Genomic DNA, 23870 nt, shown 5'->3' with positions numbered 1-23870 from the left:
ACATTTCATGGCTATCGTAATTACTATCTACTCTGTAATTGGATAATATTTTGCTCTAACTTCTGCACTAAAGTGGAAAGAAAAGCAAGTTCCTCGCGTGAAATACCCTCCAGAATCTCATTTCTTGTGGATTCAATAACACCATCCAACTCCCTAATAACCGATGCAGAATCTTCAGTTAGCTTGATTCTCTTTGCACGACGATCATTGGCACAAGTATGCCGGGTGATAAGTTTTTTTTCCTCAAGCTGATCTAATGTCCTGACCAAAGATGGTTGCTCGATACCGATAGCTTTCGCCAACTGTATCTGAGATTGCTCCTGAGGTAACCGGCTAATATTGTATAACGTTACCCAATGAGTCTGAGTTAATTCTAACGGCTTTAAACGGTAGTCAATTAAAGCACGCCAAATACGAACTAACCGTGCCAGATCTGATCCCAATGTAGATTCCAATTGTCCCTCCTTAAATAAACTAGCCTACTAAACATAACAGCCAAATTTTTCTAAATCAGGCTAACTAGCCTTAAAAAAGTATATATAACTTCTGCATAATCACAGTAAATTCTTAGCAACTAACTAATTCAGGTAACTATAACCAAGAACAACTAAACTTAATTTAAACTCAGAACAAAACAATTAACATACAATATTTTTACCATAAAAACTATCAGAACTATGAATACAAGCAAACAGAAACCAATAAATATCATTCAATACTTTATTCAAAGTACTATAAGAATAGCTGTCATCTAAATGCTAAGCTATCTATTTTTACATTAATGTTGTTTTTATTTTACATTTATCACACAATTTGGCTTAAAATTCCATTTAAAACATAAAGTTATAAAAACACTCAAATAAGCTCCCTTAGTCTTTTCGTTAAGTAAAAAATAAAAAAATAACAAACAAAATACTTAAGATTATAGTAGAACATTTATAACTTCGCCAAAAATATAACCCTATATAAGTAAATCATTGAATTGTTAACTTTAATAACTTCAAAAATCTCTAATTAAAATAGTGATGGCTGCTCAGGTGGTTCTTCATCTGTCTGATTTTGTGCTCTCAATGCACGTAAATATCTTTGCCGGCACAGTCGCAATACTTCACGCTTTTGCCCATCAGACATTTTCATCCAATTAAATCTTTCTTCCCGGCTGCGATAACACCCCAGACAAAAACCTCGCTCATTAGCCTGACAAATTCCTCGACAAGGACTGGGAATAGCAAAAAACTCCAGTTGCTCAGCCATCACATCCCGTTTCCTATACAATTCACATACTATATTTAATTATAAACCTAGATAAGAATAAATTATAATTATGGGAAAATTGAACTGTAACCGTAAGACACGTTATAGTTAGTGGTTTTTGTGCGACCTACCGCACAAAAATATTGGTAAAACCATTAAATTAGAGGTAATTATGCGTTTACTCCATACCATGATCCGTGTTGGTGATCTACAACGCTCCGTTAATTTTTACACTGAAGTGTTAGGCATGCGTCTGCTACGCACCAGTGAAAACATCGAATATAAATACTCACTCGCCTTCGTTGGCTACGCTGATGAAAGCGAAGGGGCAGTAATCGAGTTAACCTATAATTGGGGAGTTGACCATTACGAAATGGGGAATGCCTTTGGTCACATTGCATTAGGTGTTGATGATGTCGCAGCCACTTGCGAATCTATTCGCCAAGCCGGTGGCAACATTACCCGTGAAGCAGGCCCTGTAAAAGGCGGAACAACCGTTATTGCTTTCGTTGAAGATCCAGATGGTTACAAAATTGAGCTGATTGAAAACAAAAATGCCAGCAACGCCCTGGGTAACTCGATCTGATGTCTGATAAAAAAGAGCCAAACGTCCTTAGTGGACGTTTTCGAGGTTATTACCCTGTTGTTATTGATGTTGAAACTGGCGGCTTTAATGCCAAAACAGACGCATTACTTGAAATTGCCGCCGTTACACTGAAGATGGATGGTGAAGGTTGGCTAACGCCTAGCGAATCGCTTCACTTCCATATTGAGCCATTTGAAGGAGCCAATCTTGAACCAGCAGCCCTGGAGTTCACCGGCATTGATCCATTAAATCCGCTACGTGGAGCAGTGAGCGAATATGAAGCTCTACACGCTATTTTTAAAATGGTTCGTAAAGGGATAAAAAATAATCATTGTAATCGGGCAATTATCGTTGCTCACAATGCTAGCTTCGATCATAGCTTTGTTATGGCTGCCGCGGAACGCACCGGACTAAAGCGAAATCCGTTCCATCCGTTTGCAACTTTTGACACCGCTGCTTTAGGTGGTCTGGTATTAGGACAAACAATCTTAGCAAAAGCCTGCATCACCGCCGGTATCCCATTCGACAATCATCAAGCTCACAGCGCTTTATATGATACTGATCGTACCGCTGAATTATTCTGTGAAATGGTTAACCGTTGGAAACAACTTGGTGGCTGGCCATTAACGACCGCAACAGAAGAAAAAAACGGATAAATAGCTGAACGGCTAGATTAATATAATCAAATCTAAATTAAGCAATAATACCCCCCCATATATCAATATATGGGGAGATAGCATAATAATCTGTCTGTAAGTAATTAAAAAATTACTCTGTCGCGTCTTCGTCTTCGGGACGATATTTATCAGCAGTTTCTTTGATTAATGTTTGTAACTCACCACGCTGATACATTTCAATGATAATATCGCATCCACCTATCAACTCACCTGCTACCCAAAGTTGAGGAAAGGTTGGCCAATTAGCATATTTTGGCAATTCTGCACGAATATCTGGATTTTGCAAAATATCTACGTAAGCAAAACGTTCACCACATGCAGATAAAGCCTGAACAGCCTGCGCAGAAAATCCACAACTTGGCAATTTAGGAGAACCCTTCATATACAATAAAATTGGGTTTTCTTTAATTTGGCGCTCAATCTTCTCAATAGTCATCATTTTTATTTCCTTTAAACCAACACTATGTTGATAACCAACATCGTCACAATACTACGGAGAATACCATTTTCTCTCACTAAGATGTATCCTGATCTTTTCTTATCCTGATGCAGATGGCATCATTTTCACTGTTATTTATCGTAGAAGTTGCCAGGACGACCAGAAATTTACCGGCGCAGCAGTGAAAGCTTTTGGTTCTGGGGTGGGCTTAACAACCATCAGATTAATTCATTACTCTCTATTTTAACACCCAAAGGCAAAGGGCAGATAAACCACTGAGACTATCCGCCCAATTTCTTTTAAACGTAAAGTCAATTTTTAATCCATCTCATCAGCTCAAATCAGGCAAAGATCAAGCAAAGAGCGGCAAAAATGGCAATCATCACCAACGTGCTAACAGCAGTAAATAAACCAAGTTTCAAATCGGTATTCATAAAGCCTCCTCAGAATAAAAAGTTTATAACGACAAAAACCAGTCTATCGAGATGGTTAATTGCCCTTACATAAGGAAAAGCATAAATAGCGATTACCATTCATTTTATAACACTGATTATTGCTTTCACTTTTGAGCCAGATCAGACAAAATCCAAGATTTATCGCTAACTTATTGCCAGCCCTTGTGTAAAAGGGCTGGCAAATGATTAACAAAGCGTTTTAAATTTAGACCAAAAGGTCAGGAGTCTTTCACCTCATGGCAACGATCAAAGATGTGGCTAAACACGCTGGTGTCTCAACCACTACCGTATCCCATGTTATTAATAAAACCCGCTTCGTCGCTGAAGATACTAAAGCTGCCGTTTGGGCTGCTATTAAGACACTGAATTATTCACCCAGCGCCGTCGCTCGCAGTCTGAAAGTTAACCACACAAAATCGATCGGATTACTTGCAACGTCCAGTGAAGCCCCCTATTTTGCTGAAGTCATTGAGGCTGTTGAAAACAGTTGTTATAGCAAAGGCTATACGCTGATTTTATGTAACTCACACAATAACATTGATAAACAGAAAGCCTATCTCGCCATGCTGGCACAAAAACGTGTGGATGGACTGCTGATTATGTGTTCAGAATATCCGGAACAGTTGTTGGGAATGCTGGAAGATTATCGCAATATTCCAATGGTCGTCATGGATTGGGGTCAAGCCAGAAGCGACTTCACCGATACGATTATTGATAACGCATTCCACGGAGGTTATCTGGCTGGTCGTTATCTTATCGAGCGCGGCCATCGTGATATTGGCGCTATCCCCGGCCCTCTGGCACGAAATACCGGCGGTGGTCGCCATCAAGGATTCTTGAAGGCGTTAAAAGAAGCCAATATTCCGATCAGAGAAGAATGGATTATTCAGGGGGATTTTGAGCCAGAATCGGGCTATAAAGCCATGCATCAAATTCTGCATCAAAAACAGCGTCCGACTGCGGTTTTCTGCGGCGGAGATGTTATGGCTATGGGGGCTATTTGCGCTGCTGATGAATCAGGATTACGCGTCCCGCAAGATATTTCTATCATCGGTTATGACAATATACGCAACGCTCGTTATTTCTCTCCGGCATTGACCACCATTCATCAGCCAAAAGAACGACTGGGACAAATGGCGTTTTCTATGTTATTGGACAGAATCGTCAACAAACGTGAAGATGCACAAACCATTGAAGTACATCCACGCTTGGTTGAACGACGCTCTGTCGTGGATGGTCCATTTATCGACTACCGCCGTTAATCCGTTTTATTCATCCTGAAGCCATTCAGCATTAAGCGTTTCACTATCGCCAAGATAGTCGAGCAACCAACTTAATGCTGGAGAATGGCTGTTTTGTACCCACGCCAAACAACATGGACTGTCTGGTAAAGGCTGTTCCAATTCCAACACGGCTAATTTCTTCTGCCGAATAAGCGGCATTGCCCTATGCTTAGGCACCATTCCTACACATAATCCTTCGTTTAAACAAGACAGACCAGACTCCCAATCAGGAACTACCAGCCTGCGCTGGTTATCCAGATTCCAGGTGTCACGCTTCGGTAAATTACGGGATGTATCTTCAAGGCACAAACTTGGATAAGGCCGCATTTGGTCATCAGATAGCGGCCCCGGCAATTGAGTCAACTCATGGTCTGCGCTAACCACACATAACCAAGGCATAAACCCCATATCTCGGAAACTATACCTTTCCCCGACAGGAACCACTCGGGTTGCCCCAATGGCAACATCAACTCGACTATCCACCAGCGCATCCCACACACCATTAAACACTTCCTGATGAATAAAAAGTTCTATATCAGGAAAATAGTGGTAAAAATCAAGAATAAGCTGACGACTACGTTCTGGTTTGACAACGAGATCAATAGCAATATTAAATTGCCCTCGCCAGCCGTTTGCAACTTGTTGACATTGGTGACGAGTATCAATCATTTTTTTGATAACAGAGCGAGCTTCTTTGATAAAAATAGCGCCTGCCTCAGTTAATTCTACATCCCGATGATGACGCTCAAACAACGAAACGGCAAGCCACTCTTCCAATTGTTTTACGGTATAACTGATCGCAGAAGGGACACGGTGAAGCTCCGATGCCGCGGCACTAAAACTGCCTGTTCTGGCAACCGCATCCACGACTTCAAGTGAATATTCCGACCACATAATTTTACCTTTCAATTTTTTTCACAGCACTATGCAAATATTACCATTTCACAAGTAAAAATCACGACGTATAGAATATGTGTCAATATTGTTATCTATCTTATCACTGCAAATTATTTCAATCATGACATTCAAAGAGAGTAATCAAATGAAAAACTCAAGTCAGTTCATGTTCTACCTTGCAGGCTTGAGTATGCTAGGCTATCTGGCTATTGATATGTATCTGCCAGCATTCGGTGCTATGCAACAAGAATTAGGGACATCAGCAAACGCAATTAGCGCCAGCCTAAGCATCTTTCTTGCAGGTTTCGCCTTTGCGCAACTTTTGTGGGGGCCTCTTTCAGATCGCTTTGGCAGAAAACCGATTATTATCACCGGCCTATCCCTGTTTTCTATTGGCTGTCTGGGAATGATGTGGATAACAGATTCCACCCAACTTTTAGTTTTGCGTTTTGTCCAAGCCATAGGTGTGTGTTCAGCCGCCGTCTCATGGCAAGCATTAGTTATTGATCGTTACGATTCCAATCGTACCAAACGTGTTTTCGCAACGATTATGCCATTGGTTGCACTCTCCCCTGCCCTAGCGCCTTTAATGGGAGCCTGGCTGTTGCAACATGGCGGCTGGCGCATAATTTTCCTAATCTTACTGACAATCACATTAGTACTGTTGTTTTTTACTCTATTTTTGCAAGAAAATCGCAAAAACCGTGAAACTCAAGTGCAAACAAATAATGTCTCTTTCCTTACGCTATTAAAATCACCACTGTTTAATGGCAACGTTCTGATATTCGCATCATGCAGCGCCGGCTTTTTTGCCTGGTTAACCGGCTCCCCTTCAATTCTCGGTGAAATGGGATATACCCCCGATGACATCGGTCTGAGTTATATCCCTCAAACGTTGGCCTTTATCGTTGGAGGTTATGGATGTCGCAGTATTTTGACCAAAATAAAAAGTGAGATTATTTTTCCTTATCTGTTAGTTGGCTATGCTGTCAGCATGATTACGCTCTATTTGATTGCAAAATTTAGCGAGCCAACTCTATTCACTATTCTGATCCCTTTCTGCTTTATGGCTGCAATGAATGGCGCATCATATCCAATTGCAGTAGCAAACGCTTTATCCGCTTATCCACAAGACAGTGGAAAAGCTACTGCATTACAAAACACGCTTCAATTAGGGCTCTGTTTTATTGCCAGTTTGGTTGTATCAGCATTTATCAGCAATCCACTTATATCCACAATCACTGTCATGGTTTCTACCGTTGTTCCAATGACATTAGGATATTTTATACAGTGGAAAAAAAACGCTGATCGCTGTATTCAAACAGTTGAACAAAATTCCTGATATTAATCAAATTATTATATCAATAAAGGCGGCTAATTATCAATTAATCGCGGCCTTTATTTATTAATTGATAAAACAATTTTATGCTTTTATACTCAATAAAGATCTTTATTACAAATAACCTGGAATTTGAGGTTTTGAGGAGCAATGATTGCCCCTATTAAACTCATGGATTAGTCATCTTTAAGATTTTTTTACTTTGATCCTTTGTTAGCTAAAACGAGCTCCTCAATATTCCATCACCCTAACGTTGGAGAATATATGAGTTCACCCTATATTGAAAACCCGAAAACAGCTATTAACTTCTGGCAGAGAATGGCTAATGAGATGCTAGAGGAGGCAGGTATTCAAATTAATGGTCACAATCCTTATGACATCCAGATAAAAAACCCTAATTTCTACAAAAGAGTTTTACAACAAGGTTCAATGGGATTAGGTGAAAGTTACATGGATGGCTGGTGGGATTGCGAGCGGTTAGATATTTTCTTTTATCGCGTTTTTCGCGCTGGATTAGAAAATAAAATGCCCAATAATCTCAAAGAGATAGTAAGAATCGCAACAGCCCGCTTACGTAATCTACAAACGCCAAAAAGATCATGGATTGTCGGCTATCAACATTATGATTTAGGAAATGATCTTTTTACCCGTATGCTTGACCCTTATATGCAATATTCTTGCGGATATTGGAAACAAGCTGAAACACTGGAACAAGCTCAGCTTGATAAGTTGAAACTCATCTGCGAGAAATTGGAACTTTCTCCAGGTATGACCCTGCTGGATATTGGATGTGGTTGGGGTGGGCTATCCGCTTATGCCGCTAAAAATTATGGTGTTTCCGTCACAGGCATAACTATTTCAGCCGAACAACAGAAATATGCACAGAAACAATGCTCAAATCTGGATGTAAAAATCATTCTGAAAGATTATCGAGATTTACATGGGCAGTTCGACAGAATCGCTTCTGTCGGTATACTTGAACACGTTGGACCTAAAAATTACGCGACTTACTTCGACGTCGTTCAAAGAAACTTGAAACCTGATGGCTTATTCCTGCTACACACCTCAGGTTCCAGCAAAGCTAAAGCCAGTGCTGACCCGTGGATCAGCAAATATATTTTTCCTAATGGCTGTTTGCCTTCGATTGAGCAAATAGTCCACACCAGCAAACACTGTTTTGTTATGGAAGATTGGCATAACTTTGGCGCAGATTATGATCGAACATTGATGGCCTGGTATGAAAGATTTATCGCCAGTTGGCCTGAAATACAAGATAACTATAATCCAACGTTTAAACGCATGTTTAGCTATTATCTGAATGCCTGTGCCGGTGCGTTTCGTGCTCGCGATATTCAATTATGGCAAATCATATTCAGTCTAAAAGGCATTGAAGGCGGGTTGCGGGTAGCCCGATAGTTAACCTAAAAGCTACAGGTTTCCACCGTAGCTTTTATTCAATGCAGTATATCTATTTCTCATTAACGGAAATCACCCACATAACCATTATCAAAGAAAACGGTTTGATCAAATGCTATTTTTCCACCAGAAAATATCAAATCTAAATGATGACTCCCTTTTACACCACCACCTAAACCAAGATGTAAGCCAGGATGCCGCTCTTCAAAACCGGCATTTCTGCCATAAAGCGCTTTCACCCCAGTGTTAGTACCAATACCAAACTCTTCAACAATTCTATTTCCGTGATTATGATTTAGATATAAATTAAAATCTCTACTAAATTCATCATTCTCACAATCAAAACCAATAATTTCACCCTCTTTTATATTTATAGTCATCATATCATTGACAACCCCATACTTTATGGCAAAGGGTGCAGTACTCAAAAAGGTACCACTAAAGCTAATACTGCCGTTAAGGTTCTTTATATGACTTGCTATTTCCCCAGGAATAACATCAATATTTCCGTTGCCATCAATGGAAGTCCATTTATGGTCCTTTTCTAAATAACCTACAACCGAGTTCCCTTTATTATCTGTATATTTAATCTTCTGTGATCGACTTGATAACCCAATAAGTTTTTGATTCCTTTCTGTTATTGATGCTGGTGGCTCACTGAATGCTTCAATAAAATGCGGACCATAATCTTTAAACAGTACAGATTTCTTCCATGATTCAGTAATAAAGCTTCTTATTTTGGTTAGATATTCAGGCCCTTGTGGAGATGCATTCTTTAATGTTGATGATGCGTAAAGAAAAATAAACAAATCACAATCGGCTATTTTTTGTTTTACATCGTCTGGCGGCGTTTTTTCTAAGAAAGCGAAATCAGATTTCACATCGAAATTCTTTTTATACACATGCATCTTTTGCGCAATATCGCCATGCTCAGTATCAGATCCGATAAATATTTTTATACATTCATCATTTCTTACTTTATCCGAAATCGCAGGATGATACGATAAACAACGATACATATTCTCAAGACTTTTATCCATGAGGACAATCCTGTTTATTTTTAAGTAAGGGGAAACTCTCCCCTTACTTATCTATTATTATAAAGAGCCTTAATTATAAAAAACCGTTAAGGCCAAAGTGCAGTACCAAAAGGTACGACAGCTTGCGCATTCATCATTTCAACAGCATCATCGTGTGTAGGTTCTTCAAGCCATTCATCTAACTCAATCGGGTTTTCCATAAAGTAGCCTCTAAAATATCATCGTGGAGATTAGTCTGCGCTTTACGAGAAAGAGCATTAACACAATAATAACAATATTAACTATATTAGTTAACAAAATGCGCAAGACTCTGCAATATAAATCACAAAAAGGAGCATCGTTGGTTCAATACTCCTTTTTAACGCCGTTAATTCTGTTTGAAAGCGACAAGTGGGGGTCCGCCTGTCGCTCCTCATTTATTGATCATTCTGCCATCCATGTCTCTGACTGCTGAGAGAGGACCTGTTCCCGCTCTCTCTGGGCAAGAACGCGCTCCACAGTATCAACAATCGCTTGAGTCTGTGAGTCAATCTCAATATTAACTCTCTGACCAAGACGTTTCTTACCTAATGTTGTACGTTCCAATGTTTCAGGAATAAGGTGAACGCAAAAACGATTATTAACCACATCGCCAATTGTCAGGCTAATTCCATCGATGCCGATAAACCCTTTATGTAAGATATATTTCATTAGTTGCTTATCATGGATACGGAACCATATCTGATGGTTATTTTCTGAAGTGAAAATTTTAACTATCTCAGCAACCGTGATGATATGACCGGACATCAAATGTCCACCAATTTCATCCCCAAATTTAGCCGCCCGCTCCAAATTCACATAATCCCCTATCTGCAAATCACCAAGATTAGTCAGACGTAGAGTCTCTTTGATTAAGTCGAAACTAATCTCATCGCCTTCTATTTTAGTTACCGTCAGACAACAACCGTTATTGGCAACCGATGCCCCGGTTTCAATACCCGGCAATAATTCAGCCGGGAATTTAACAACATGAGTCCGAAAATTGCTCTTTTCATCAATAGCAACCAAGGGTGCCTTTCCCTGAACGATGCCCGTAAACATAGAAGAACCTCTTAATGACTGTGTATAATTATTAATTAGTTTATATCAAGTTGTCATTGATAAATACCACCTAAACATTTGAATATAAACTCAGCATGATTGTTGTAATATAGTATCAAATAGATACAATACCCCGGTTAGTAAACGGTTGATTTTTCGAAAATCGTTTCTTATATACAGACGTTTTTCTTAATATTTTCTACTTTTAAAATAAGGTGTGATGCGTGCAGAAATATTTAAAAGAAGCGCGTAGTTTGCTCGCTCTGGGGATCCCCGTCATTATTGCCCAATTTTCCCAAACTGCAATGGGAGTTGTGGATACCGTTATGGCGGGTAGCGTCAGTGCAACCGATATGTCTGCGGTTGCCGTTGGCACCTCTATCTGGCTGCCAGTTATTTTATTTGGTTACGGCTTACTATTAGCTTTAACACCCATTATTGCGCAAATGAATGGCTCTGGACGCAGGAATCTCATTGCTAACCAAACTCAACAAGGATTTTGGTTATCGATTTTCCTCTCCATTATCATTATCGCTATTTTATACAACAGCAAGTTCCTGATTGACAGGCAACATAATATAGATCCACTTTTGGCAGAAAAAGCGGTTGGATTTATCCACGCAATCATGTGGGGTGCGCCAGGCTTTCTATTTTATCATGTGCTGCGTAATCAATGTGAAGGTTTATCGAAAACCAAACCAGGCATGGTGATTAGTTTTTTAGGATTGTTAATTAATATTCCGATTAACTACATACTCATTTACGGTAAATTCGGCGCGCCCGCTTTAGGTGGTGTTGGTTGCGGCGTTGCAACCGCCAGTGTTTACTGGGCCATGTTCCTATTAATGCGTTGGTATGTGAAACATTCGTCATCACAAAAAGATATCCGCCCTAAACATCGTTTTGCCGCACCAGACTGGCATATTCTGAAACGTATTTCAGCTCTCGGTTTTCCTATTGCGATGGCGATGTTTTTTGAAATTACCCTATTTGCCATAGTGTCATTGCTGATCTCTCCTTTAGGCATTACTGCTGTCGCAGGGCATCAAATCGCACTAAATTTCGGCTCATTAATGTTTATGTTCCCAATATCTTTAGCCGCGGCAACCACTATCCGGGTGAGCTACAATTTAGGACAAAAGTCTACCGATAATGCCCGGATATCAGCCTATACCGGAATTATGGTTGGCTTGGTATTTGCTTGTTTAACCGCAACTTTTTCTATTATTTTGCGAGAGCCGATCGCTTTGATGTATAACGACAATCCTGAAGTTATCATCATGGCATCGCATCTGATGTTATTTGCCGCGCTTTATCAATTATCTGATGCCGTACAGGTTGTAGGGGCTGGTGTTTTACGTGGATATAAAGATACGCGTTCTATCTTTTATATCACTTTCATCGCTTACTGGATTTTGGGGTTGCCAAGCGGTTACATTCTGGGATTAACTGACCATTTCGTACCCGCTATGGGGCCGCAAGGGTTCTGGATTGGCTTTATTATTGGCCTGACTGCATCAGCAGTGATGATATTTACCCGTATTTTGTGGATACAAAAACAGCCAGATGAGATAGTTTTACAACGTTCAACTCGCTGATTTATTTTCTATAAAGCCGGGGACGAATACTTAATTTGGTGGAATAAACGACAAACTCACTGTGTGTAGATGCAAATACGAACAGTTGAACAATAATTTGTATTATTCCCCTTGCCAGAAGGCTAACTCGCCGCTAATATTCGTCCCCGTTGTCACCCATGCAATTTAGATTGCGTCCGTAGCTCAGTTGGTTAGAGCACCACCTTGACATGGTGGGGGTCGGTGGTTCGAGTCCACTCGGACGCACCAATTACTTGATTAATATTACTTGATTAATATTACTTGGTTAATATTGTTTGGTTGATAGCATAATCCTATTAGTGCGTCCGTAGCTCAGTTGGTTAGAGCACCACCTTGACATGGTGGGGGTCGGTGGTTCGAGTCCACTCGGACGCACCAAGTCTACAAATCTCTTTTCTTACTTTTATTATCTCTTGGTTGCGTTCGATCCTCTTACCTTGTCAAAATACACTGTCGGCTGTTTACAAAAAGTTTCCTCAATGAGTTATAACCCTTCTTTGCTAAGATCTGCGTCATTTTTCCAGTTTATCGTTATAATTAATTCACATAATCATTTTTCGATTCATTTCACAGAAATAAGTCTCTATAATACGGCGCAATTTACAGTTGAATGGTTTCAGCTCATTAGTTTGCCGAACACTGAAAAGTTATAGATTAATCGTATGTATAAACTCACATAATTACATGTGCCTAACCTTGCACAAAAAGCACCGCATGTCTTCCCCGCCACCTGTCCTTAATGATGTTGCGCAACATTCAACACTATATGGTATCTGCGCAAGCCATAAAGTTGGCGGTTTCACTATTTTATCCAATTAAAACCTGTAGATAGATTGTCATGAAAAAAACCAAAATTGTTTGTACTATCGGGCCAAAAACAGAATCCGAAGAAAAACTGACCGAACTGTTGAATGCCGGCATGAATGTTATGCGCCTTAACTTTTCACATGGAGACTATGAAGAGCACGGTCAGCGTATTCAAAATATCCGTTCAGTTATAGCTAAGACAGGTAAACAAGCCGCTATTTTGCTGGATACTAAAGGCCCGGAAATTCGCACCATGAAGCTGGAAGGCGGTAATGATGTCACTCTAACCGCTGGTCAGACCTTCACTTTTACCACTGACACTTCCGTTATCGGTAATAAAGACCGTGTAGCTGTCACTTACAGTGGTTTCCCTGCGGATCTGGCTCCCGGTAATACCGTGCTAGTCGATGACGGTTTGATCGGCATGACAGTCAAAGAAGTCACTAAATCAGAAGTCATTTGCCAAGTTTTGAACAATGGTGACTTAGGTGAAAATAAAGGTGTTAACCTGCCGGGTATTTCCATTAGTTTGCCAGCTCTGGCTGAAAAAGATAAACAAGATTTGATCTTTGGTTGCCAACAAGGTGTTGATTTCGTCGCCGCTTCTTTTATCCGCAAACGCTCCGATGTTCTGGAAATCCGTGAACATTTGAAAGCGCACGGCGGTGAAAATATTCAAATCATCTCTAAAATTGAAAATCAGGAAGGTCTGAACAATTTTGATGAAATTCTGGAAGCTTCTGACGGGATCATGGTTGCCCGTGGTGATCTGGGCGTTGAAATCCCGGTAGAAGAAGTGATCTTCGCTCAGAAGATGATGATTCAAAAATGTAATATTGCTCGCAAAGTTGTTATCACTGCAACTCAAATGCTCGACTCCATGATTAAAAACCCGCGTCCTACCCGTGCGGAAGCCGGTGACGTCGCTAACGCTATTTTGGATGGTACTGATGCAGTTATGCTTTCCGGTGAAAGTGCAAAAGGTAAATATCCAATAGAAGCGGTGACTATCATGGCAACGATTTGTGAACGTACAGACCGCGTAATGCCAAGCCGTATTGAAGCCGTCAATTGCCGTAACCTGCGCGTAACCGAAGCGGTATGTCGTGGCGCCGTTGAAACAGCAGAAAAGCTGGAAGCCCCTCTGATTGTGGTCGCAACCTATGGCGGTAAATCTGCCAAATCCATTCGTAAATACTTCCCTGGCGCTCCTATTCTGGCATTGACCACTAATGAAGTGACTGCCCGCCAATTACTGCTTGTTAAGGGCGTTTCTACCCAAATTGTTAAAGAAATCGCCTCTACCGACGATTTCTACCGCATTGGTAAAGAAGCAGCACTAGCAAGTGGCCTGGCGGAGAAAGGTGAAATCGTAGTTATGGTATCCGGTGCCTTGGTTCCAAGCGGTACAACCAACACCTCGTCCGTTCACGTACTTTAATTTAATAAGTTGTTTTATTTCTGAAACACCGCAAATATGGCGGTGTTTCAGAACATTAAATATCTGATTTTCTCCATCAACTGATGCAATACCAAATTATTTTACCAATCATCATAATCACAGATTTATTTCCATTCTATCTATTTCAACGAATAATAAAATAACCTTATTCTTCTTATTTACCATTAGCCAAATATTTAAAACCGCCATTTTCAATTTTGGCTTTTAAATTATCCCTTTAAAATAGAATAGATTTAATAATCAGCCATAATACATATGTATTTTAAAAACAATGAGCATTATTAACACACATAAAATAATAAGATTATCTACTTAATCAAAAAATAATTTACACAGAGAAAATCCTATGATTATATTAATAACTTTAAAATATAATAATGTATCTTTGTTATTTACTTCTACCTTTATTATTTCCTTCATTTAATATCTTTTTCTTATTGATATTATCTCTACCTTGCTTCCCGCGCCATCTGGCTAACGGCAAGTACAGATTACCAGCCAGTTTCATTGGCGTTCATGTAATAACATGCAAAAAGCTCAGTTGATGAACATGACAATAGGTTAACTCACTCCTGAAAAATATCGCTTTTAATACTCTAATCTCTAATCTAAAGTTATTAAAAAATTCCTCATTAACTCCTATTTCTACAATCCAATCATTAATCACGAATGTCAAATAAAATCTAACAACAATAATATTTTATCAACACCTAAAATATTATTAATGATAAATAACAACATGAATAATAAATCAAAATTAAATAATAATAGAAATATTATTATAATATATTTATTTTGGTTTTTGTGAAAATTTACAATCTGACTATAAGTTATTTATTAACAGAAAATAAAATCATTTAATATATTCATTATATGGATCAAATTATTCCATCCACTTATATGCTGATTGATGATAATGCCATTCTCTGTTTTCTCATGGTCAGAAAATGGCGTAAACCTCGACAATGATGACATTTTCCAGCACTACATCATTTGCGGAGAACCCACTTTGTATGTCATCAATATCTTTTCCTTAATTATGGTTCATCGAAAGCTTTACCGACTTCACTTAAATTCTGGAACTCACTTTTTGTTCCGGCCGCTTTCGCCTGAATCGAGCACAGAATATCTTGACGACTAAAAATCGAAGCTTGCAAAAGTGCTATTTGTTGCAGCGATTCATAAACACCATGATCACGGCTGTAAAGCATAGCTCGTTTAATCCCGTTAATGGCAACAGGAGGCCGATCAGCAATGCGTCGGGCAGTCGCGAGAGCACCTTCGATTAATGTCTCTGTAGAAGGGAACACTTTTACCACCAGCCCCAAATCATGAGCCTGAGCCGCACTCAGCGTATCTCCAGTAAGGGCAAAATAGCGGGCCATACCCCCAGGGATCAAATGTTGCAAACGTTGAAGAATACCTAAGTCAGCCATCATACCGATATTGGTTTCTTCTATACGAAACTTCGCATGTTCAGCAGCAAAACAAAAATCGCATGCGGCAATTAAGTCAAAACCCGCGCCAAGACAGGCGCCTTGCACCGCGGCAATAACAGGGAATCGTGCATGCTCCAATACGCTTATCGCCTCCTGCATTTGTAATAAGCTGAACTGCATCGATTCCCGCTCATTAGGATTAGCCGTATTAGCCTCTTTGCTGGAGGCAAAAATTTGCAGATCAAGCCCACCACAAAATGTGTTTCCTTGTGCTGAGATCACCATTGCCCGAACTTCACCTGAACGACTAAGTTGCTCTATCGCCTCAGGAAACCTTTTCCAGAACCCAAGCGCCAAACTATTTGCCTTTTCGGGACGACTGAGTTGTAAATGAGCGACTCCGTTGTCAATGTTGATGTCAAAATATTCGTTAGATTGATCAGTTAACATAACAAACTCCTCTTACCAGTTTGCATTTGAGCCTAGGATTCAACCTGAACATTGTCAAGTTGTTCATCTACAGTAAGATTCAGTTAACAAATTTGTTTTAAGAGAAACCCTAAATTTATGTATAAAAAATGGCTGCATTAATAGAGATGTCCTGATGGTTCAATAGATGCAAGATGATTTGGATGTTGTATTTTTTATTTATAAGAATTTTTAACTAAAATTATTTCGAAGAATATCATTCCCTCATGGAATAGGCTTTTTTTGATTAAAATGTTACTCAACGGTTTTGTTTTTTTACATTCAGATAAAAATTATCCACTCGTTAAAGAGAAAAATTGAAATAATTGGTTTTCATGATAAAAATTTATTCTCTTTCTAAAAAACTTTGTGTAATACTTACATGGCTACTTGGAGATTAACTTAAATCTAGAGGGTATTATAATGAATCGTACTAAAATTGTACTGGGTGCAGTAGTTCTGGCTTCTACTCTGTTGGCTGGTTGTTCAAGCACTGCTAAGGTTGACCAACTGACTTCTGATATTCAGACTCTGAATGCAAAAGTTGATCAACTGAGCAATGACGTGAACGCAGTACGTACTGACATTCAAGCCGCTAAAGACGATGCAGCTCGTGCGAATCAGCGTCTGGATAATCAAGTTCGTTCCTACAAAAAGTAATTTTTTGTAATTATGTACAAAAATGGCGCACAGTCTATCTGTGCGCCGTTTTTTTATCATCGGATTCTGTTAGATAAATATTTGCTGACTTCCCTGTCCGCAATAAAATATTAATTTTCCCGATAGATTGGCCCAGGCTGATATAACGGTGGTAATTTAAACGATTCAGATATATCTTTATTCACCGCTTGTTCAGCACCTTTAACATCATCCTCTACCCGCACGATATTCTCTTCCTGCAACTCCTGTTGTGTTTCAGGTTCTATGCCTTGACTTACCAATACCGGCATACCAGAACGGCGTACTATCGCTTGTTCAACAATGTTTTTATCCGTTTTGCTATTATCAATGAACTTGTTCAAATCGATTGATCGGACAATAGGTAATGTTTGTGGATCATCATTCTCTTTCTTAGACAACGGCTGGTGTACTTCAATATAACGCTCACCATTTGGTTCTACAGAATACTTAACCGCTTCATTGATAATCTGTACTCGCGTTCCTCGGGGCACTGTGTTGAATAACGTTTCAATATCATCAGGACGTAAACGGATACAACCGGAACTCACCCGCATGCCGATACCAAAATCAGCATTCGTACCGTGGATCAAGTATTCTCCGCGTCCGGCAGCTAAACGCAACGCAAATGCGCCCATTGGGTTTTCAGGACCAGCAGGAACAACCGCAGGTAAGCTAATCCCCTGTTCAGCATAATGCTTACGGATATTCTTAGTCGGCGTCCAAGTTGGATCTTTAATTAACTGGCTGACAGATGTTGTCATCACTGGCGTATTACGACCAAGTTGCCCAATACCAATCGGATAAACGATGACTTTATTTTTTCCTTTAGGGAAGTAGTAAAGTCTAAGTTCTGCAAGGTTAATCACAATCCCCTGCCTCGGTGTATCAGGCAACAGCATTTGTGACGGAATAATCAGTTCAGAACCCGGAGTAGGCAAATAAGGGTCGGTACCAGGGTTAGCTTCCAGCATTGCCAATAAACCAATTTCATATTCGGCAGCAATGGCTTCCAAAGAACGCCCATCATCGGGTACAACCAATGTCGTATTTTCGCCAATTAAACGGCTATTGGCCGCTGGCAAAGTATATTCTGTGGCGCTAACGGTGTTAGCTAATCCACTTAACAATAACATGCCAATAAACGTTAAAACTCGTTTCATGCTTGCTTCCTGGAATGACTTCTGAATGGTTATCGAATAAATTTAAGTGTAAAAGGTTGAAGCCTTATCGGCCGTATATGTTATCAGTAGTGAAAGAAACTCGTAAGACTAGTATTTAAACCATTTTACTTGCCCTATTTCGGATGGCGCATATCATCGCATGCAGCCCCTGCGTACGTGAGGGTGTCAGATGTTGCTCCAAAGACAATTTTCCAAAATATTCAGTCACCTCCAAAGCCAAAATCTCCTGGGGCGTTTTATCCTGAAACAGGATAAAGACAATCGCAACCAACCCTTTAACAATAGCGGCATCACTGTCGCCAATAAATTCCACTTTGTTTTGGTGATTCGTTCTCAGCAGTATCCACACCTGACTCTGGCAACCTGCGATTAAATTCTCAGGTTGGCGTTGTTCGTCAGTAAGAGGAGGCAACCTCGCCCCCAATTCAATCATATAGAGATATCTTTCTTCCCAGTTCTGACAACGGGAAAAATTACGTAACAACTTATTTGTGTCGGGCAAACTTGCCATGACTTTTTCCTTTCAACCCAGTAACTGTTCTATTCGCTGCAATGCAACAACAAGCGCATCAATATCTTCTTGCGTAGTATAAATCGCCAATGATGCCCTACACATACTGGAAACGTGATAATGCTCCATCAAAGGAAGGGCACAATGATGTCCGGTACGGATCGCTATTCCATATTGATCAAGGAAACTTCCCACATCATAAGCATGGTGCTGACCAAGGTTGAACGCAATAACCCCCTGACGTCGCTCAGGACCATACAATTTCAGGGTTCTGACCTCTTTCAGCCGTGCCATCGCATAATCCATCAGTGCCTGTTCATGTTGCTGAATTTCATCCAGCCCAAGTGAAGTAACATAATCGACAGCAGCACCAAGCCCAATAATTCCCGTAATATTTGGGGTTCCCGCCTCAAATCGCCACGGTGATTCTGCATAGGTTATCCCCTTTTGCAGGCTAACCTGTTTTATCATCGCGCCACCCCCTTCCCAAGGTGGCATAGCATCCAGCAGGGATTTACGCCCATAAAGCACACCAATGCCTGTTGGACCATATAATTTGTGGCTGGAAAAAACATAGAAATCGCAGTCCAGATCCTGCACATCAACTTTCTTATGCATAATGGCTTGAGCGCCATCGACCAGAATAGGTAACCGACTTCCCTGCTCATTAGCCAGTTTTCTTGCCTGTTTGATGATTTGACGTACAGGATTCACGGTGCCAAGCACATTAGAAAGGTGAGTAAAAGAGAGTAATTTAGTACGTGAATCAATCAAAGAAGCCAAAATTGCGTGATCCAATTCGCCATTCTCATTCAACGGCCATATTCTGATTTCAAACCCAATCTGTTCTGCCAACATATACCACGGAACGATATTGGCATGATGCTCCATTTCAGTAATAACAATATTATCGCCGCTATTGATAAATTTGCGGCCATAACTGTTAACAACCAGGTTAATCCCTTCCGTCGTACCCTTGACGAACACAATCTCTTCATCACTTCGAGCATGAATAAATTGCGCCATCTGATGACGCACATTTTCAACCATCCGAGTAGCCGCAGAACTCAGGGTATGAATTCCCCGGTGAACTGACGCATACTGGTGTGAACAAAATTCACTTTCTCGTTCAATAACCGAAACCGGCTTCTGAGCACTGGCTGCACTATCAAGATAAACCAGTGGATGACCATTAACCTGTTGAGCTAACACCGGAAAATCTTGCCGCACCTTTTTTACAGAAAAAGTCATTTTTCCACTCCCGCTAAACGGTGCTTAATGTGTTTCATCACCGCGCTCTTCAGGGATTCATCTGCAATAGATTCAGTAAGCTCAGCAGCAAAAGCAAATACCATCATATGCTCTGCATCACGTCGGTTGATACCACGTGATTGCAGATAAAACAGTTGCTCTTCATCTATCCGGCCAACGGTCGCACCATGACTGCATTTCACATCGTCAGCGTAAATTTCCAGTTGGGGCTTGGTATCCACTTCTGCCTGTTTACCTAACAACAAATTGTTATTGGTCATTTGTCCGTCAGTTTTCAATGCATGAGGCGCCACTTTGATCACGCCGTTAAATACCGCTTTGCTCTGATCCATCACAATGGTTTTATGCAACTGACGGCTTTCACAATGCCCTTTATTATGTTCCAAATAAGTACGAGTATCGGCGACCTCTTTTCCTTGTGGCAACAGTAAGCTATTCAACGACAAATTGGCCCCTTCGCCATCCAACTTAACACTGGCATTGTGTCGGCCAAGCCCAGAACCTAATAAAAAGCTGGTGCTTTTTACTTGAGCATCACGACCAATCACAATATCGCTATGTGCAAAGTGATAACTCGCACTATTCTCAACCCCCAGTTTTATATGGGCAAAATGAGCATTGTCACCCACTTCCGCAGTTAATCGGCTGCCTGTCATATGAGGTTGCTGTCCATCAATACTGGCGAAATGTTCGATCACGCTGGCACTCGCATTCGTGCCTACGACAATATGGTAGCGGTAATGACTGGTATTCAATTCTTCACCACCATGACCACTGGTTATATTCAACAGGTACAAGGGCTTTTCTGCTACTTGTCCAGCCTTTAACGTAATAACCAAAGGCTGTTGGGCCAAACTCTCTGTCAGATGCAGAAAAATCTCACCCTGTACCGGTGCCGGAAGCCCACTTTTATTATCCAGTAAATTGAGCTGATAGGGTCCAAAATCACAGGAACTCAATAAAGGTGAAAAACAGCCATCCACCATAACGACACGCCAACAATCCATTGGAATCGCCAGTTGTTCACATTGTGCTACTGTCAATTCCCAAGTTTCGCTGCTGTATTGCTGATTTAACAATTTATCCAGCCGAGTATAACGCCAATCTTCATGTCTGAATTGGGGAAAGCCGGTTTGAGTGACTCGTTGCCAATGCAAACTGGCATGAGATGAATTCTCACCATGACGACAACGATATAAATTTGCAAAACGTGCTAACGCTTGCTGGTTACGTTCTGCAACCTGCCGCACCTTTTCAGCTTTTTCACTGTTGGTCAATAAGCCAGCCATAACCTTGCTCCTCCAACTTTTTCGCCAAACTGAAATCACCGGATTTAATAATTCGTCCCTGATAAAGTACATGCACAAAATCGGGTGTCACATAATCCAAAATACGTTGGTAATGGGTCACAATAATAAATGAGCGATTCTGATCACGTAAGGAGTTCACGCCATTAGCCACAATTTTCAATGCATCAATATCCAGCCCTGAATCTGTCTCATCCAGAATACAAAGTGTCGGCTCCAGCGCGGCCATTTGCAGAATATCATTACGTTTTTTCTCGCCACCGGAAAAGCCGACATTGACTGAACGTGTCAGCAAATCCGGCGGCATATCCAACAATTCAATTTTCTCTTCGATAAAATCGGCAAAATCAAAGCGATCCAGCGGCTCCTGACGGCGATATTGGCGGACAGCATTCACTGCGGTTTGTAGGAAAAACTGATTACTGACACCCGGAATTTCCACCGGATATTGAAAAGCGAGGAAAATCCCCTCCCCGGCTCGCTCTTCTGGCTCAAATCCAAGTAAATCTTTACCTTTAAAGGTGATTTCACCATCACCAATTTCATACTCTTCACGGCCAGCTAACGTTGCTGATAATGTACTTTTACCGGAGCCATTCGGCCCCATAATGGCATGAATTTCACCCGGTTTAACTTCAAGGTTTAATCCTTTTAAGATTTCATTACCTTCAACACTGACTCGTAAATTTTTAATACTTAACATATTACATGCCTTCGAACGACTTAACGTTCTGTCATAAAAAAGAAACCGGGAAAACTCATCCGACACTGTGTTCAAGGCTGATCGCCAGCAACTTTTGTGCTTCAACGGCAAATTCCAGGGGAAGTTCAGAGAACACATCCTTACAGAATCCATTAACGATCATGGAAATCGCATCATCTTCACTGATGCCACGTTGCAAACAATAGAACAATTGATCTTCACCAATGCGAGAAGTTGTCGCTTCATGCTCCAGTTGCGCCGTATTGTTCTGTACTTCTACATAAGGGAATGTATGCGCGCCACATTCAGTACCAATCAACATGGAGTCACATTGGGTATAGTTACGGGCGTTTTCTGCTCCCGGTAATATTTTGACCAACCCACGATAACTGTTCTGACTACGACCGGCAGAAATACCCTTTGAAATGATGGTCGATTTAGTGTTACGGCCAATGTGGATCATCTTGGTACCGGTATCTGCCTGTTGAGTACCGTTAGTCAGAGCAACGGAGAAAAACTCGCCAATCGAGTTATCCCCTTGCAAGATCACACTGGGATATTTCCAGGTAATTGCGGAACCTGTTTCCGATTGCGTCCAAGACATTTTGGCATTTTCGCCCTCACATAACGCTCTTTTAGTGACAAAGTTGAGAATCCCCCCTGCACTGTCGCCACCTGAGAACCAGTTTTGTACCGTGGAATATTTCACTTCAGCATCTTTATGGATAATCACTTCGACAACAGCGGCATGAAGTTGATAGCTATCACGCACCGGCGCGGAGCATCCTTCTATATAGCTGACATAACTGCCTTCATCAGCAATCAGGATAGTGCGCTCAAATTGTCCCGTTTTCGCAGCGTTGATACGAAAATAGGTGGATAGCTCCATTGGGCATCGAACGCCCTTTGGCACATAAACAAAAGTACCATCAGAAGCCACCGCGGCATTCAATGCGGCAAAAAAGTTATCGTGGCTTGCAACTACACTGCCGAGGTATTTACGGACCAATCCAGGATATTCCTGTATCGCTTCACTAAATGAACAGAAAATAATCCCTTCTTTCGCTAACTTATCCCGATAGGTGGTTGAAACAGAAACGGAGTCAAAAATAGCATCTACCGCAACCGCTTCACCTTCCCGTACAGGAACACCCAACTTACCAAACGCTTCTTCAATTTCCGCGGTTAAATAGCTATTAGCTTGCTCCGCCCCTGTCCCTTGAACAACACCAGATTGTGAATTGCAACTATCATCACAAGCACCACATGAAGGTGCTGAATAGTAACTGTAATCCTGATAATCAAGATTGGGATAATTGGCTTTCAACCAATGAGGCTCTTCCATTCCTAACCAATGGCGATAAGCCTCCAGCCGAAATTCAAGCATCCATTCGGGTTCATTGCGTTTTGCGGAAATAGCCCGCACAACTTCTTCACTCAAACCTTTAGCCAACTCATCCGTCGCCACCTGAGTAAAGAAGCCTTCTTTATAGCGATGATCGCTGAGCCAAGTCTGCACATCATCGCTGATTTCTACATTGCTCTGAGACATATATTGGTACACTTATATACCAAAGCTTTCACCACACCCACAGGCATGTTGTGCTTTTGGATTATTGAATTTAAATATCTGATTTAAACCTTCACGAACAAAATCCACTTCAGTACCATCAATAAAGGGCATGGCTTTCAAAGGGACATATAGGCACGCGCCTTCATTTTCATACCTCAGATCATCAGGCGCGGGTTCGTTAACCATCTCAAACACATAGCCAAAACCGGCACATCCTGACTGCTTAACCCCCAGATATAATCCTTTACTTTGTGGGTTTTGCTGCATCAACTTTAGGATCTGCGCCGCGGCTCTCGCGGTGATGGTAATTCCTTGCCATGCGGTTTCATTTAGAGAAAAGGTTTCAACGCTGTTTGTCATAGTTGACCTCACATTTGTTCC

22 protein-coding genes and 2 tRNA genes are annotated in these 23870 nt (G+C 40.9%); 10 read left to right on the top strand and 14 right to left on the bottom strand.

All coding sequences use genetic code 11. The features are described from left to right. Positions 1–23: 23 nt before the first annotated feature. Both slyA and C6H66_RS06780 read right to left on the bottom strand, forming a co-directional pair. Positions 24–455, bottom strand: coding sequence for a transcriptional regulator SlyA (gene slyA / locus C6H66_RS06785; protein WP_036805437.1), 432 nt, complete (start codon positions 453–455; stop codon positions 24–26). Between the two features lie 559 nt (positions 456–1014). Then, entirely contained in the window at positions 1015–1254 is a 240-nt protein-coding gene (locus tag C6H66_RS06780; RefSeq protein ID WP_036805434.1) for a DUF1289 domain-containing protein, read from the bottom strand. A 172-nt stretch (positions 1255–1426) separates the two neighbouring features. On the opposite strand from C6H66_RS06780, the gene gloA reads away from it, so the two are divergent. Beyond that, a complete protein-coding gene (gloA, locus tag C6H66_RS06775; protein WP_040149886.1) occupies positions 1427–1840 on the top strand; it encodes a lactoylglutathione lyase in 414 nt (137 codons plus the stop codon). Then, complete coding sequence (gene rnt, locus C6H66_RS06770) at positions 1840–2496, top strand: ribonuclease T (protein ID WP_046396885.1); 657 nt, start codon at positions 1840–1842, stop codon at positions 2494–2496. Before gloA ends, rnt begins: the two co-directional genes overlap by 1 nt. Before the next feature lie 112 nt (positions 2497–2608). Here rnt and C6H66_RS06765 read toward each other — a convergent pair whose 3' ends face one another. Next, positions 2609–2956, bottom strand: coding sequence for a Grx4 family monothiol glutaredoxin (locus C6H66_RS06765; RefSeq protein ID WP_046396886.1), 348 nt, complete (start codon positions 2954–2956; stop codon positions 2609–2611). A 691-nt stretch (positions 2957–3647) separates the two neighbouring features. Here C6H66_RS06765 and purR point away from each other — a divergent pair. After that, on the top strand, positions 3648–4673 hold the full coding sequence (gene purR, locus C6H66_RS06760; RefSeq protein WP_046396887.1) for an HTH-type transcriptional repressor PurR: 1026 nt from the start codon (positions 3648–3650) through the stop codon (positions 4671–4673). Between the two features lie 6 nt (positions 4674–4679). Here the strand turns inward: purR and punR are convergent, their stop codons facing one another. Continuing rightward, positions 4680–5588 carry a DNA-binding transcriptional activator PunR gene (gene punR / locus C6H66_RS06755; protein ID WP_105395161.1) on the bottom strand — a complete coding sequence of 303 codons (909 nt, stop codon included), beginning with the start codon at positions 5586–5588 and terminating at the stop codon, positions 4680–4682. A gap of 148 nt (positions 5589–5736) precedes the next feature. On the opposite strand from punR, the gene punC reads away from it, so the two are divergent. Beyond that, entirely contained in the window at positions 5737–6933 is a 1197-nt protein-coding gene (gene punC / locus C6H66_RS06750) for a purine nucleoside transporter PunC (protein WP_105395160.1), read from the top strand. A gap of 261 nt (positions 6934–7194) precedes the next feature. After that, positions 7195–8346 carry a cyclopropane fatty acyl phospholipid synthase gene (gene cfa, locus C6H66_RS06745; RefSeq protein ID WP_105395159.1) on the top strand — a complete coding sequence of 384 codons (1152 nt, stop codon included), beginning with the start codon at positions 7195–7197 and terminating at the stop codon, positions 8344–8346. A gap of 62 nt (positions 8347–8408) precedes the next feature. Here cfa and C6H66_RS06740 read toward each other — a convergent pair whose 3' ends face one another. Both C6H66_RS06740 and C6H66_RS06735 read right to left on the bottom strand, forming a co-directional pair. Then, a complete protein-coding gene (locus C6H66_RS06740) occupies positions 8409–9386 on the bottom strand; it encodes a CgnE/CgnB domain-containing protein (protein ID WP_105395158.1) in 978 nt (325 codons plus the stop codon). 423 nt (positions 9387–9809) lie between these two features. Next, positions 9810–10466 carry a riboflavin synthase subunit alpha gene (locus C6H66_RS06735; RefSeq protein ID WP_105395157.1) on the bottom strand — a complete coding sequence of 219 codons (657 nt, stop codon included), beginning with the start codon at positions 10464–10466 and terminating at the stop codon, positions 9810–9812. A gap of 224 nt (positions 10467–10690) precedes the next feature. Here C6H66_RS06735 and C6H66_RS06730 point away from each other — a divergent pair, with 224 nt between their 5' ends. The 4 genes from C6H66_RS06730 to pykF all read left to right on the top strand — a co-directional run bounded on the left by C6H66_RS06730 (position 10691) and on the right by pykF (position 14333). After that, a complete protein-coding gene (locus C6H66_RS06730) occupies positions 10691–12064 on the top strand; it encodes an MATE family efflux transporter (protein WP_046396893.1) in 1374 nt (457 codons plus the stop codon). A 172-nt stretch (positions 12065–12236) separates the two neighbouring features. Then, positions 12237–12313: transfer RNA gene (locus C6H66_RS06725), tRNA-Val, on the top strand. A gap of 73 nt (positions 12314–12386) precedes the next feature. Further along, positions 12387–12463: transfer RNA gene (locus tag C6H66_RS06720), tRNA-Val, on the top strand. A 460-nt stretch (positions 12464–12923) separates the two neighbouring features. Next, positions 12924–14333 (top strand): pyruvate kinase PykF, encoded by a 1410-nt coding sequence (gene pykF, locus C6H66_RS06715; protein WP_046395350.1) that lies wholly within the window; start codon positions 12924–12926, stop codon positions 14331–14333. 1058 nt (positions 14334–15391) lie between these two features. Here the strand turns inward: pykF and C6H66_RS06710 are convergent. Next, positions 15392–16243: an enoyl-CoA hydratase-related protein gene (locus tag C6H66_RS06710; protein ID WP_105395156.1), complete on the bottom strand. Its 852-nt coding sequence runs from the start codon at positions 16241–16243 to the stop codon at positions 15392–15394. A gap of 441 nt (positions 16244–16684) precedes the next feature. Between C6H66_RS06710 and C6H66_RS06705 the strand changes: the two genes are divergently transcribed. Continuing rightward, positions 16685–16921 (top strand): major outer membrane lipoprotein, encoded by a 237-nt coding sequence (locus C6H66_RS06705; RefSeq protein WP_036805405.1) that lies wholly within the window; start codon positions 16685–16687, stop codon positions 16919–16921. A 110-nt stretch (positions 16922–17031) separates the two neighbouring features. Here the strand turns inward: C6H66_RS06705 and C6H66_RS06700 are convergent, their stop codons facing one another. The 7 genes from C6H66_RS06700 to sufA form a co-directional block, all read right to left on the bottom strand. Next, entirely contained in the window at positions 17032–18102 is a 1071-nt protein-coding gene (locus C6H66_RS06700; RefSeq protein ID WP_046395352.1) for a L,D-transpeptidase family protein, read from the bottom strand. A gap of 115 nt (positions 18103–18217) precedes the next feature. Beyond that, entirely contained in the window at positions 18218–18634 is a 417-nt protein-coding gene (sufE, locus tag C6H66_RS06695; RefSeq protein ID WP_036805400.1) for a cysteine desulfuration protein SufE, read from the bottom strand. A 12-nt stretch (positions 18635–18646) separates the two neighbouring features. After that, complete coding sequence (gene sufS, locus C6H66_RS06690; RefSeq protein ID WP_105395155.1) at positions 18647–19885, bottom strand: cysteine desulfurase SufS; 1239 nt, start codon at positions 19883–19885, stop codon at positions 18647–18649. Beyond that, on the bottom strand, positions 19882–21195 hold the full coding sequence (gene sufD, locus C6H66_RS06685) for a Fe-S cluster assembly protein SufD (protein ID WP_105395154.1): 1314 nt from the start codon (positions 21193–21195) through the stop codon (positions 19882–19884). The genes sufS and sufD overlap by 4 nt, the downstream gene beginning before the upstream one ends. Continuing rightward, a complete protein-coding gene (sufC, locus tag C6H66_RS06680; protein ID WP_105395153.1) occupies positions 21170–21916 on the bottom strand; it encodes a Fe-S cluster assembly ATPase SufC in 747 nt (248 codons plus the stop codon). Before sufC ends, sufD begins: the two co-directional genes overlap by 26 nt. Positions 21917–21971: 55 nt before the next feature. Beyond that, positions 21972–23468, bottom strand: a complete 1497-nt coding sequence (sufB, locus tag C6H66_RS06675; protein WP_105395152.1) for a Fe-S cluster assembly protein SufB — start codon at positions 23466–23468, stop codon at positions 21972–21974. A 12-nt stretch (positions 23469–23480) separates the two neighbouring features. Beyond that, the gene (sufA, locus tag C6H66_RS06670) at positions 23481–23849 is read right to left on the bottom strand and encodes a Fe-S cluster assembly scaffold SufA (protein WP_046395358.1); all 369 of its coding nucleotides are present in this window, start codon (positions 23847–23849) and stop codon (positions 23481–23483) included. Positions 23850–23870: the final 21 nt, after the last annotated feature.

It is taken from the genome of Photorhabdus hindustanensis (assembly GCF_002968995.1).
In the GTDB taxonomy this organism is placed as follows: domain Bacteria; phylum Pseudomonadota; class Gammaproteobacteria; order Enterobacterales; family Enterobacteriaceae; genus Photorhabdus; species Photorhabdus akhurstii.
The sequence above is the reverse complement of the archived record's forward strand: the minus strand, read 5'-3'. Positions and strand labels throughout refer to the sequence as shown.